General features: G+C 73.6%; 9 protein-coding genes. 3 read left to right on the forward strand and 6 right to left on the reverse strand.

The window, feature by feature from the left end; genetic code table 11:
* Position 1 precedes the first annotated feature (1 nt).
* From ACFY7C_RS29070 to ACFY7C_RS29095, 6 genes are all read right to left on the reverse strand, one after another.
* The gene (locus tag ACFY7C_RS29070; RefSeq protein WP_389655899.1) at positions 2 to 1,414 is read right to left on the reverse strand and encodes an aldehyde dehydrogenase family protein; all 1,413 of its coding nucleotides are present in this window, start codon (positions 1,412 to 1,414) and stop codon (positions 2 to 4) included.
* Positions 1,414 to 2,487, reverse strand: a complete 1,074-nt coding sequence (locus ACFY7C_RS29075; protein ID WP_389655901.1) for a phenazine biosynthesis protein — start codon at positions 2,485 to 2,487, stop codon at positions 1,414 to 1,416. Before ACFY7C_RS29075 ends, ACFY7C_RS29070 begins: the two co-directional genes overlap by 1 nt.
* Positions 2,488 to 2,654: 167 nt before the next feature.
* Complete coding sequence (locus tag ACFY7C_RS29080) at positions 2,655 to 4,016, reverse strand: MFS transporter (protein WP_389655903.1); 1,362 nt, start codon at positions 4,014 to 4,016, stop codon at positions 2,655 to 2,657.
* 154 nt (positions 4,017 to 4,170) lie between these two features.
* On the reverse strand, positions 4,171 to 5,544 hold the full coding sequence (locus tag ACFY7C_RS29085) for an FAD-binding oxidoreductase (protein ID WP_389655905.1): 1,374 nt from the start codon (positions 5,542 to 5,544) through the stop codon (positions 4,171 to 4,173).
* A 152-nt stretch (positions 5,545 to 5,696) separates the two neighbouring features.
* Positions 5,697 to 6,527: a BTAD domain-containing putative transcriptional regulator gene (locus tag ACFY7C_RS29090; protein ID WP_389655907.1), complete on the reverse strand. Its 831-nt coding sequence runs from the start codon at positions 6,525 to 6,527 to the stop codon at positions 5,697 to 5,699.
* A gap of 56 nt (positions 6,528 to 6,583) precedes the next feature.
* Positions 6,584 to 7,225, reverse strand: a complete 642-nt coding sequence (locus tag ACFY7C_RS29095) for an NAD(P)-binding domain-containing protein (protein WP_389655909.1) — start codon at positions 7,223 to 7,225, stop codon at positions 6,584 to 6,586.
* A gap of 216 nt (positions 7,226 to 7,441) precedes the next feature.
* Here ACFY7C_RS29095 and ACFY7C_RS29100 point away from each other — a divergent pair, with 216 nt between their 5' ends.
* The 3 genes from ACFY7C_RS29100 (at position 7,442) to ACFY7C_RS29110 (ending at position 13,074) form a co-directional block, all read left to right on the forward strand.
* Entirely contained in the window at positions 7,442 to 8,566 is a 1,125-nt protein-coding gene (locus ACFY7C_RS29100) for a LuxR C-terminal-related transcriptional regulator (protein ID WP_389655911.1), read from the forward strand.
* A 157-nt stretch (positions 8,567 to 8,723) separates the two neighbouring features.
* Positions 8,724 to 10,055, forward strand: a complete 1,332-nt coding sequence (locus ACFY7C_RS29105) for a PAS domain-containing protein (protein ID WP_389655913.1) — start codon at positions 8,724 to 8,726, stop codon at positions 10,053 to 10,055.
* Between the two features lie 133 nt (positions 10,056 to 10,188).
* The gene (locus ACFY7C_RS29110; RefSeq protein ID WP_389655914.1) at positions 10,189 to 13,074 is read left to right on the forward strand and encodes a hypothetical protein; all 2,886 of its coding nucleotides are present in this window, start codon (positions 10,189 to 10,191) and stop codon (positions 13,072 to 13,074) included.
* The last annotated feature ends 4 nt before the right edge of the window (positions 13,075 to 13,078 follow it).

Genomic DNA, 13,078 nt, shown 5'->3' on the forward strand with positions numbered 1-13,078 from the left:
GTCAGGCGGCGGCCACGACGCCCTTGGGCTCCAGCAGGAACTGGGTGTAGTTGTCGTCGTGCGGGATTCCCGGGACCGCCGTCCACGGCAGCACCGGCCCGCGCGTGACCTTGCGGACGCTCGGCTCGCGCACGGCCGCGTCGACCAGCTCCTCGTCGTCCGTGAGGAGGTTGAGGACGAGCGAACCGCGCAGCGGGGCCACCCCGTCGGCGGGCGCCCAGGGGGCGACGACCACGAACGGGAAGGGCAGCTCGGTGCCGACCGCCGGATGGTCGACCCGGTCCACGGACAGGACCAGCGGGCGCAGCAGCCGCGAGCCGTCGGCCAGTTCGACGACGGTGCCGGCCGCGGCCGGGTCGAAGGCGGCGCTGTGGTCGGTCACCCCGGCGGCCGCCCGCAGCTCGGCCACCTGGCCGCGGATCCGCTCGGCCCGCTCCGGGTCGGCGACCAGGAGCGTCGCCCCGGCCGTGGTGGCGGGCACGCTCGGCAGCGCGGCGAGCCGGCGGGCGAGTGCGTCGGCGACCTGGTGCACGGGGCGGGTGGTGAGCACCGCCGACAGGTTGGTGCAGCGGGTGCCGCCGTCGAAGGAGGCGGACAGCGCCAGGTGTCCGATGACCGTGTCGTCCGGCTCGGCGTCGAGCAGCGCCTTGGTGCGGCCGGGGCCGCGCACGGCGACCGACTCGTCGCCCTGCCAGCGCCGTACGGCACTGTCGCCGCCGTACACGATGCCGCGGTCGGCCTCCTTGAGGAGGAACTCGCCGGTCTGGTGCGAGGCCGGCAGGACGGCCAGCTTGTGCGCGGGCAGTCCGGCGGCGAGCAGCGCCCGGGCCAGCCGGAGCGGGGTGAACGGGTCGCGGCTGCCGGGCTTCACGGCGACGCTGTAGCCGTGGAAGAGGGCCTGCGCCCAGGTGACGCTGGGGGTGGGGTGGTTGCTGGCCATGACGGCGGCGAACACCCGGCCGCGCGGCACCCAGCGGGTGGTGAAACCGGTGCCGGAGTGGGGGCCCCGCTGGGTCCCGGCCCCCGGGCCGAAGCGGGTGCCGGGCAGTTCGGCGGCGGTCGTCTCGGACAGTTCGCGCAGCTCGTCCACGAGGTCGCGGACGGACTGGGCGACGGCGGCGGCGGTGAGCCCGGTGGCGTACGAGACGCGGGCCGCGTACTCCTCGGGCGACTCGCCCTCGACGGCGGCGTGCTCGAAGAGCTCGGCCGCCTTGTCGAAGACGTCCTGGTCCACGGGGCGGCCGTCGGCGTGGGTGCGCAGCTCGCGCAGCGCGGCGAGTGCCATGAGGCGCGGGGCGGCGCCGACGTCGGCGAGGTCGCCGCCGCGGACGTCGGGCAGCCGGGTGCGGTCGGAGCTGGTGACGGTGCGGCCGCAGACCAGCGGGTCGACGGTGAGCAGGGTGCCGTCGCTCATCAGTAGACCCCCTCGATGACCCGCACGTCGTCGACGGCCCGGTAGGTCTGGACGTCGGCGAGGCCGTCCACGGGGGAGCCGGGGCGCGGGGCGACCCGGATCGCGCTGTCCCGCTCCAGGATGTTGGGCAGGAACATCTCCTCCGCGACCAGGTGCAGCCGGACCCGGCCGCGCTCCCCGTACGGCACGGGCCGGCCCGCGTCGTCGACGAGTTCGAGGCGGGTGGTGGCCGGGTACGGCTCGAAGACGCACGGGTGGGTGTCGCCGGGGGCGGCCGGGCGCTGCGGGGCGACGCCCATGAGGCTGTTGCCGTAGACGCCGACGACGGCGGCGTCGGGGAAGAACTCCCGGTCGAGCATGCGCAGGTTCTCGGCGCTGATGGAGGTGCCGGCCCAGATGATCGCCTTCACGTTGCTCCGGACCAGCTCGTAGAGGCCGGGGCGGGCGCAGATCGCTTCCAGGAGCGGCGGGGTGGAGCTGAGGACGGCGACCTTCTGGGTGGTGAGGATCGTCTCGGCCTGGTCGAGCAGGTGCTGGACGTAGAGGTCCGCCTCGTCCTCGCGGCCGTCGCCGAGGAGACGTTTCACCCAGCGCGGGTCGAGGTCGACGGTGTGGAAGAGGGCGCCGGACAGGGCCGCGTAGCGGGAGACGTCGTAGCCGATGACGTGGGGGCCGCTGGGGCCGAGGTGGAGCCAGTCGCCCTCGGCGGGCACCCCGCTCTCGATGAGCCGTTCGCGGGCCCAGACGAGGAGTTCGGCGCGGGCGGCGCTGTCGACGATCCGCTTGGGGGAGCCGGTGGTGCCGCCGGAGTCGTACACCCGGAAGACCCGGTCCTTCAGGCCCCGGGGGATGAGGTCGCCGACGGGCACGGTGCGCAGTTCGGCGCTGACGTCGGGGAAGCGGGTGAGGTCGGCGAGGCCGCCGATGTCGGTGAGCGGGTCGAAGCCGAGGCTGTCGCGCTTGGCGAGCCAGAAGGGGGAGCCGGTGTCGGCACCGAAGTGCCAGGCCATCGACTTCCGTATGTGAAGGTCGAATTCCGTGGCGGGGGAGTCCGTGGTCGGGAGGTCGGTCATGGCGAGTACTGGTCTCCTTCAACGCGAAGAGGCGCCGACGGTGTTCATCCTTCGGTCGGCGCCTATCGCGGCTGTATTGGTGTTGTTTCGAGTCGGGGTTCCGAGTCCCGGGCTCGTGTCCGGGTGACCCGGCGGGCCGGGTCGGGGGCGGTGCCCGGCCCGCCGGGTCAGCTCTTGGCGCCGCCTCCGGCGCGCAGCGTGAGCGCGGAGACGGCGGCGATCAGCGGGAAGACCGCGACGACGGCGAGCACGCTGGTCATGGACATCGACTTGACGAGTGCGCCGGCGGTGGCGCTGCCGACCCCGCCGCCGACGAAGAAGGTGAGGTTGAGCAGGCCCATCGCGCCGCCCCGCAGGGCGGGTTCGACGTGGGCGGACATCAGCGCGGTCGTGATGACCTGGGTGACGGCGAACGCGGCGAAGCCGAGCGAGGCGCCGATGAGCAGCGGCGTCGGGTTGGTCACGGCGGCCGACAGGGCGAGGATCGCGGCCATGGCGAGGGCGATGGCGCTCAGCATCACGGAACCGGCGCTGCCGCCCGCGAACTTGCCGGCGAACCGGGACAGGACGGCGCCGACGGCGGCGCCGGGCAGCAGCCAGGTGCCGACGGCCAGGACGCTCCAGCCGTGCCCGCCGACGAGGATCTGCGGCACCAGGTACATGGCGGCGAACAGGCCCGCGTAGGCGCCGACGCCGGTGAGCGAGGCGCGCAGGAAGACGCGGTCGGCGACGAGCCGGCGCGGCACGAAGGAGCCCTCGGTGGTGCGCACCCGCTGGATCAGACCGCCCAGGGACACCACCAGCGCGGCGGCGAGGGCGAGGACGACGCCGGTGGACAGGCCGAGCGAGTACGACTGGATGAGCAGCAGGAACGACATGGCGGCGACGGTCAGCAGCACCGCGCCGGGCAGGTCGAGCTTGCGGCCGCTGCCGGCCCGGGCCGCGGCGGCACGCAGGCACAGCGGCACGGCGAGCAGCGACAGGGCGGGCAGGACGAGCGCGATCCGCCAGGTCACCCACTGGGTGAAGACGCCGCCGGCGAGCGTGGCGCTGGCGGAGAAGACGGCCATGGTGGCGCCGAATCCGCCGAGCACCTTGGGCCGGTCGGCGGGCGGCGCGGCCGCGGACAGCGCGAGGGCGCCCGAGGTCATGGCGCCGGAGCCGGTGGCGAGCACGAAGCGGCCGGCGACGAGGACGCCGATGTTGGGGGCGAACAGACAGATGAGGGAGCCGAGGGCGAGCACGAGCGAGCCGACGAGCAGCGAGGTGCGTACGCCCCTGGAGTCGGCGAGCCGCCCGAAGAGCGCGGTGCCGACGCCGAGCGCGAGCGCGTGGGCGGTGAGCACCCAGGCTGCGGTGGCCGGGGTGGCGTGCAGGGCCTTGGCGACGTCCGGCAGGGCGACGCCGGCGGCCGTGACGCCGAAGACGGCGGGCCCGAAGAGGGCGCCGTAGCGCAGCCCTGCGGAGCGGGCGCTGAGCACGGCGGCCGGCTGCCCGGGGGCGGTGGACAGGGCCTGGTCGGTGGTCATGGGTCTCCTCCTACGGAGACGAGCGGGGCGGGTGGTCGGGTGAGGAGGGGCCGGGCCGGGCCCGTCCGGGGGTGACGGGCCCGGCCCGGCGTGCGGCCCGGGACCGGCCGGAGCGAGCACCCTGGGCGGGTGGGGCGGCTCCGGCCGGGTCCGGTCAGGCCGCGTCGGGGAGCAGCGCGTGGCCCAGGCGGAACACGTTGTGCGGGTCGTAGTGCCTCTTCACCCGCAGCAGCCGGGCGAAGGTCTCCTCGTCGAAGCAGTCGGCGGCCAGGTCCGCCGTGTCGGCGCCGGCCAGGAAGTTCAGATAGCGGCGGCCGGTGGACCAGCGGGCGAGCGGCCGCAGGACGACGTCGGGGGAACCCGGCAGGGACAGCGTCGACAGGGTGAAGGCACCGTCCCGGCCGACGGCCCCCGGCACGGACGGCTGCCGGGACAGCGCCCCGCCCAGGTGCCGGAGCTCCACCATCGGGTCCGTGCAGTCCGCGCCGGGACCGGCGGCGGCGAGCAGGGCCGCCAGGGCGTCCTCGCCGAACTCCCGCAGTACGACGTTACGTTCGTGGTACGGCAGCGGCTCGGTCGGGTCCTGGTGGATCTCGGCGACGTCGCTGTACGGCATCTCGGCGACCGTGTCGGCGAGCAGCGTGCCCGCCTCCCGCAGCGGGCGCAGCAGCCGCTCGCCCTCCTCCCGGTCCCCGGTGAACGCGATCCGGACGTGGACGGCGAGCTCGCCGGCCGGGTGGTCGGGCACCTGGTGCAGCCCGGGCAGCCGGAGCAGGGCCACGGAGGAGGTCAGCGTCTCGGGCACGCCGGCGGTCCAGGCGCGCCAGGCGTCGAGCACGGCCGGGGCCTGCGCACCGGGGAAGTACAGCCCTCCGCCGTACAGCCGGGCGACCGGCATCAGGCGGAACTCCAGGGCGGTGACGATGCCGAAGTTCCCCTTGCCGCCGCGCAGCGCCCAGAACAGGTCGCCGTGCGTGTCGGGGGTGACGGTGAGGTGCTGCCCGTCGGCGGTGACGAGGTGGACGCGGGTGACGTGGTCGGCCGCGTAGCCGTACAGCCGGCCGAGCGGTCCGAGGCCGCCGCCGAGGGTGTAGCCGACGACGCCGACCAGGTGCGAGGAGCCGTTGAGCGGGGCCAGGCCGTGGTAGGCGGCGGTGGCGATGACCTGGTGCCAGCGGGCACCGGCCTCGACGCGGGCGATCCGGGCGATCGGGTCGACGGCGACCGCGTTCATCCGGTGCGTGGTGACCAGGACGGCGTCCTCGGCCGGGGCCGCGATGCCGTGGCCGGTGGCCTGTACGCCGACGGGAAGACCGAGTTCGGTGGCGAGGCGGACGGCGGCGGCGACGTCCTCGGCGGCGACCGCGCCCACCACGACGGCCGGCCGGTGCCGGCCGATCCGGTTGAAGCCGTCGAGTTCGGCCTCGTACCCCGGGTCGTCCGGGAGGAAGACCTCGCCCTTCACCTCGGAGACGAGCCGGTCCACCGCGCTGTCCGGGATGACGGAGTACTGAGGCTGGCGAGCCATGGACGGCCCCTCTCTCTGCGTACGGCGCTCGGCTCTGAGTGCCGTTGCCTGGAAACGCCCCGAGTCTTTCCCTGACGGGTGGGGCGCTCCATCCCCTGCGGAGGAGGGACTCCGCCCCGGCCTCCCCCCTCAGCTGAGGGGGAAGAACCGGGTCAGTGGCGGGTGGGCCCGGCGGTCGCCGGCTGCCCGAAGAGAAGCGTTTCGTCGGGGTGGGGCTGCTGGCCGGCCTGCTTGTCGGTGCCGCCGAGGATCAGGCTCTCGATCGACTGGAGCCGTTCGCCGGGGACGATGCCGAGCTCGTCGCGGAAACGGCGGTGGGTGTCGCGGAACAGGGCGAGGGCGTCCGCCGTCCGCCCCGAGCGGTACAGGGCGATCATCAGCTGGGCGATGAGCGTCTCGCGGAACGGGTGCTCGGAGACGTGGTGGGTGAGTTCGCCGAGGACCCTGCGGTGGTAGCCGAGCCGCAACTCCAGCTCGTAGCAGTCCTCCAGGGCGGAGTGGTAGTCCTCGTGGTACTTGAGGGCGACGGTGTCCAGGAGCGGACTGCCGAGCCCTTCGCCGAGAGGCCCCCGCCACAGGGCGAGGGCCTCTCGGTAGAGCGACGCCAGTTCCAGGTCGGGACGGTCCGCCGCCCCGCCTCTGGCGCGGGATATGAGCTGTCCGAAGCGGTGCAGGTCGATGGTGGCCTCCGGAGCGCGCAGCCGGTAACCGGTCTTGTGCGTCTCGATGGTCGCGGGCACGTCGCCGGCCGCGAACTGGCGGCGCAGCGAGGACACGCAGATACGGATCTGACTTCGGGCCGTGGCGGGTGGCGAGTCGCCCCAGATCGCACGGATGAGCCGGTCGACGGCCACCACCCGGTTGCCTTCCAGTAACAGCATGGTCAGCAGAATGCGCTGACGGTTTCCACTGAGCTTCACCTCGCCGTGCGGACCCTGCACGACAAGGGCGCCCAGCGCGAGAAAAGCCGGTTCTCTGGTCATGGATCTTCCCCCAAGATCGGATTGCCGGTGAATTGGTGGAGGTGCGGTTCCGGCGCTCACCAGCTGGGCAGCAACTTTATTGCCCAGCCTTCCGGAGTAGCCAGTCGGTGGCTGATTTCCCTACCCAGAGATGTCAATTCGTCGAGAACCCTCGCCCGGTCGAGCCGCCCCGCGTCGAGGGCGCGCAGACCGGAACGATTGGTCAGCTCGATCACCCGAATCTTGGCCGGATCGTCATCGGCGGCCACGAACACGTCGACGGGATGACCGTCGATCAGGCCCCGGTAGATCGACTCGGCGTCACCGGCGGCACAGGCCCGCACCCAACGGGCGCCCGGGGCGGCGGCCATCAGGTCGCCCATCTCCGTGCCGTGCGGCCCGACCCGCGGCACGGTCACCTCGACGAGCACCTTTCCGGTCAGCGTACGGCGGTGACGGCGCAGCAATTCCAGTGACTCGGCCCGGTCCAGGGCCAGGAACACCAGCCCCGGACCCAGCGCCGCGCGGGTCGTCGCGCTCACCACGACCCCCGGGGTTCCGGCCATCGCCTCACGGGCCGCCCGCCGCGCCCGGCCGGCGCCGCGCCCGGCACCCCGGCCCGCGCCGCGGTCGGCGAGCAGGACGACCGCTCCGGCCACCGCCGCCCGGCGCGCCATCGCCCTGCCCATCGCGCCCGCGCCGATGATGCCCACCCTCATACGCGTTCCCCACCGCCTGCCGGAAAGTTCCGTCCGAAAAGTTTGGGAATTCTCCCGCGGTCCCCCATCCGTTTCATCCCCGCATTCGAGGGGGGTCGCGGCGGACGCTCCGCGTCTTCAAATGGTTGACCGCGTACGAGGCATGTCTTCCGCCTTTTTTCCGAACCCCTCAAGTGAGGGGTTGGCGCTCCGCCCGCGGACTGTCAGGATCAAGGGGTGACCAGTGACCGTGTTTCCCGAATCGAGATCGGCCGCGCCGAACTGCTCGCGCGGGCCGCGAAGAGCGGCGACGCGCTCGGCATGTTCGCCGAGGCGTCCCATCACGTGCGCCGGCTCATCCCGTACGACGCCGCCGTCTGGCGCGTCACGGACCCCGAGACCGGCATGATGGCCGCCCCCATCCGCGCCGAGAACCTCGACGAGCACGGCTGCGCCGTCTACTGGGAGACCGAGCTCTTCACCGAGAACGTCAACCTCTTCCGCGACCTCGCCCAGGCCAAGGTGCCGGTCGCCGGACTGCGCGAGGCCACCGGCGACCTGCCGGCCCGCAGCAGCCTCTACCACTCCTTCATGAAACCCCGCGGCCTCCAGGACGAGTTACGGGCCGTGCTGCGGGTCGGCGGCCGCCCGCACGGCCACATCAGCCTCTTCCGCGCCCACGGCCGCCCCGCGTTCGGCGCCTCCGAGTCCCGGCTGATCGAGAGTCTGGTCACTCCGCTGGCCCGCCGGCTGCGCTCCTTCGCGGGCACCGCCCCACAGCCCCTGCCCGACGGCCTGCACGGACCGGGACTGCTGCTCTTCGACGCCTCCGGCGCCCTGCTGTCCGCCAACGACGACGCCCGCGCCCACCTCGCGGACCTGCCCGAAGGCCCCGCCGTCACCACCGCGGGACTCAGCGTGCCCGCCTGGGTCCAGGCCACCGCGCTCAAGGCCCGCGCCATCTCCCAGGACCGCGACCGCGGCCACGCCCGCGTACGGGTCCGCACCCGCAGCGGCCACTGGCTGGTGTGCCACGCCTCCTGCCTGCGCGAGGCGGACGGCGGCCTCGGCCCGTCGGCCGTGGTCATCGAGCCGGCCAAGACCTCCGAGATCGTGCCGCTGATCGTGGACGCCTTCGAACTGACCGACCGGGAGACCGAGGTGACCCAGTGCATCGCGCGCGGGCTGCCCACCGGGAAGATCGCCGAGCAGCTCCACCTGTCGCCGCACACCGTCCGCGACTACATCAAGGGCATCTTCGAGAAGGTCGGCGTCTCCAGCCGGGGCGAGCTCGTGGGCAAGCTGTTCACGGAGTACTACGCGCCGTTCGCGGAGCGCGGCATCGTCCGCGTCCACGACTGACGTCCACGACGGAGACCTCCACCCCACACCTTCCGCGTCACCTCGGCTTCGGCGCGCGGCCTCCTCGCATCCACCCCGTATGCGCCCCGTATCGGTTTCTCCGAAAGGGCTGTGTCCTGGGTCACGTTCCAGTTGAATGTTGCCGGGGGGTGCCCGCATGAGTGGCTCTGCGAGTGACACGGCCGACACGGCGAGGGTTCCCGGTGTTCCGGGAGCCGATCTTCTCGCCGCCCTGCTGGACGGCATGGACGCGGCGCTCTGCGCGCTCGACGCGTCCGGGACCGTCACCCACTGGAACCGGGAGGCCGAGCGGATCCTCGGCTGGAGCGCCCGCGAGGCCGTCGGGCGGCGCGGCTTCGACGGCTGGGCGGCCCGCACCGCCGACGCCGAGGAGACGCTGGCCCGGCTGCTGCGCGCGATGACCGCGCCCGGCCGGCAGGTCCACGAGTTCGCGCTGCTGCGCAAGGACGGCGGCCGGGTCCTCGTCCGCACCCAGACCGCCGGCGTGCGCGGTGCCGACGGACAGCCGGCCGGGGTGTACTGCGCGTTCAGCGAGGTGCACGTCCAGATCGACCTGGAGCGGTCCCTCGCGCTGAGCGAGGCGCTGCTCGCGGACGCGGCCTGGGGCGTCGTCCTCGTCGACGTCGACCTGCGCCCCGCCGTCGTCAACGGCTACGCCGCCCGCGCCCTCGGCGCCTCCCGCGGCTCGCTGCTCGGCCGCCCCCTCGGCGAACTCGTCACCCAGGGCGTGGAGGAGCTCGAAGGCGCCCTCCAGCACGTGCTGGCCGCGGGCTCGCCGCCCGCGCCCGCCGACATGTGGGTCACCCTGCGCGGCGCCCGCGGCGAGCGCCGCCGCTGCTGGCGCTGCGGTTTCGTACGGCTGGCCTCCCCGCTCGCCGAGGAACCCGAGCCGGTCCCGCTGGGCGTCGGCTGGCTCTTCCAGGACGTCACCGAGGCCCGCCTCGCCGAACAGGACGCGGACCGGCTGCGGTTCCGCTGGAGCCAGCTGCACCGCGCGGGCGCGGCCGCCGCCGAGTGCGAGGACCCGCTCCGGGCCGCCGCCGTCCTCCTGGACTTCGCCCTCGCCGGCTTCGCCGACCACGTCCTGGTCGACCACACCGCCCCCGGCGACCGCCTGGTCCGGGCCCTCGCGACCCCGAGCGGCGCCCCCGGCCCGGTCGCCCCCGTCGCCGCCGGCGGCATCCCGCTGCGCTACGCCCCGGCCCACCCCGCCCTCCAGGCCCTCGCCCGCCAGGGCCCCACCCGCGCCAGCGCGTCCCCCGGCACCCCCCGGTGGGCCACCGACCGCCTCTGGCCCACCGACACCGCCCACGCCCTCTGCGTCCCCCTGCGCGCCCGCGCCCGCACCGTGGGCGTCGCCACCTTCCTCCGCTCCCCGTCGCGCCCGGCCTTCGAACGCGAGGACGCCGAATACGCGGAGACGGTCGCGGCCCGGGTGGCGGCGTCGCTGGACGCGGCGGCGGGCTGAACCCGGCGGGAACACAGGGGGCCGCGGCGAGGGTTCGCCGCGGCCCCCGCGGCGTCCGACTGTCGTTCGCCTGTGCGATCATCGCCGCATTCCTGATGCCATCACCCCGGGGGGGACCGGAATGTACCCTCGCGTGCCCGTACGCACGAGATTCCGCCACAGAACCGGAAGACCGGCCGCGTACCTCACCACGCTCCTTGCCGCACTGTCCACGCTGCTGACCTTCGTGCTGCCCGCGCAGCAGGCCACGGCCGCCGACGCCACCACCCCGTGCACGCGGACGGCGGACGCCGTCGTCGGCTACAACCGGGGCGCACTCGACACCGCCGACGCGGTCGACTGTCTGAAGCTGCCGTTCCCGGCCGGCGCCGCGATCGTGGTGGTCGACGACCGGCTCGGCGGGTCGTGGGGCGTGGCGCCCGCGATCGTGGACTCGACCGGAGCCCAGATCTGCGGCCCGTCGAACACGCGGAGCGGCACCTGCCGGCTGGGCGGCACCGCCCCGCACTACGCGAAGCTGTGGTCGGTCTCCGCGAACGCGCCGACCCCGACGCCGTACGCCCTGTTCCTCCAGCGCGTCGACGAGCCCGCGGACGGCAAGGGCATCTGCCCGGTCCTTCCGGCCGGTGACTTCACCGCCGCAACCGCCGCGTCCCGCTTCTCCACCGCGAACGGCACCTTCGCCGCCTGCGCCGACATCCCGGCCGGCGACCACTCCCTGAAGGAGCTCGTCCAGATCCACAAGGTGAGCGGCGGCACGGACTCCCTCGCCCGCTTCTGGGTGGTCGAGGACACCGGCCGCCCGATCTGCGAGGTGGCGGACCAGCGCAACGGATGGGCCGCCTGCGAGCTCGTCGCCGGCAGGTCCTACCGGGTGGTCGCCGCCGGACACGTGGCATCGGGTGAGTTCGACCTCGTCCGCCGTGACGTCACCGCGACCGCCAAGGGCTGCGTGACCACTCCGGCGACCGCCGTCGGCGCACCGGCCGCCACGGGCACGCTCCCCGCGCCCGGCACGCCCGTCTGCCGCCAGGTGACCACCACCGACACCCGTGACGTGCTGTACGTCAACGAGCGGGACGGCTTCAACGAAGCCCGCCACACCGTCTACGGTCCCGCCGGCCAGCTCTCCTGCAACACCACGTACGAGGACTGCGGCGTCACGGGCGCGACCCGCTACCAGGTCGTCGTCACCCCGGGGTGGAACAGCGTCCACGCCGGTCAGCCGTACCGCCTCGACGCCATGCGCATCGCCGGCGCCGCCGGCCCGGCTCCCGAATGCGCCCGCCCGGCCAACATCAGTTACGGCTACGGGCCGATCACCGGCGTCCTCGACGAGCAGCACACCGCCGTGTGCGCGGGTCTGGAGACGTACCAGCACGACCGGTACGACGCGGTCGTGAAGGACACCGACCGGGACGGGCGCGGCGCCGTCCTCTCCCTGTACGACGGGTCCCTCGACCGCTGCACCGACCGGGACATCGAGATCGACTGCTACCTCGGCGACCCCGTCACGGGGCAGCCGAAGCCGACCGTGATGGTGCTCGGCCTGCGCGAGTGGAACTCCCGCTCCGCCTACTCCGCCGAACTGGTCTGCACCGTCCAGGTCTGCGGCGCCGACCCCATCGCCTTCCGGGACGTCAGCCACCGGACCGCCGCGAGCGGCACCAAGCCGCACGTGGTCCTGTCGGGCACGGCGCTCAGGGCCGAGCACCGGCTGCGGATCGAGCACCCGTCCGGCGCGCGGATCGAGAGCACGACCGTCTCGGTGGACGTCACCCGTGAGAACCTCGTCGCCGCACTCGACCTGACCGGTGCGCCCGTCGGCGTCTGGGCGCTCTCGGTGGTGAACGAGGCGGCGTTCGACGACAAGGTCACCCCGCTCGGCACCTTCACGGTCACCAGCGCGGCCACGAACGGTCTGGGCGTGTTCCACGCGATGCCCCCGACCCGTCTGATGAACACCATGGCGGGACTGGGCGTGGCGCAGGGCAAGGTGGGGGGCGGCAAGACCGTCACCCTTCAGGTGACTGGAAAGTCCGGTATCCCGGCCGCGGGTGTCTCGGCGGTCGTCATGAACGTGACGGCCGTGGCGCCGACGGCGACCGGTTACGTGTCGGTCTTCCCGGCCGGCACCACGCGTCCGGCGACGTCGAACCTGAACTTCACGGCGGGCCGGACCATCCCGAACCTGGTGGTGGTGCCGGTCTCGGCGGACGGGAAGGTCAGCTTCTACAACCACTCCGGTTCGGTGGACCTGCTCGCGGACGTGTCCGGCTACTACGTGACGGACGGTTCGGGGGCGACGTACAAGCCGGTCGGCCCGACCCGGGTCCTGAACACGATGGCGGGCCTGGGCGCCCCGAAGGCCAAGCTGGCCGGCGGGCAGACGGTCACCCTCCAGGTGACGGGCACGGCCGGCATCCCGGCCGACAGTGTGAAGGCGGTCGCGATGAACGTGACGGCGGTGGCGCCGACGGCGACCGGCTATGTGTCGGTCTTCCCGGCGGGCACGGCCCGCCCGGCGACCTCGAACCTCAACTTCACCGCCGGGACGACGATCCCCAACATGGTGATCGTGCCCGTGTCGGCGGACGGGAAGGTCAGCTTCTACAACCACTCCGGCTCGGTCGACCTGCTCGCCGACGTGGCCGGCTACTTCACGACGGACGGTTCGGGCTCGGCGTTCAAGCCGATGACCCCGACCCGCGTCATGAACACCTCGGTCGGCCCCGGCAAGACCGTCACCCTGCCGATCGCGGGCACCTCCGGCATCCCCGCCACCGGCGTGACGGCGGTCGTCATGAACGTGACGGCCGTCGCCCCGACGGCGACCGGCTACGTGTCCGTCTTCCCCGACGGCGCCCCGCGCCCGGCGACGTCCAACCTGAACTTCACCGCCGGGACGACCATCCCCAACCTGGTCGTCGTCCCGGTCGTGAACGGGAAGGTGAGTTTCTACAACCACGCGGGGACCGTGGGGCTGCTGGCGGATGTCGCCGGCTACTACGTGTCCTAGGACC

It is taken from the genome of Streptomyces sp. NPDC012769 (assembly GCF_042901205.1).
In the GTDB taxonomy this organism is placed as follows: Bacteria; Actinomycetota; Actinomycetes; order Streptomycetales; family Streptomycetaceae; genus Streptomyces.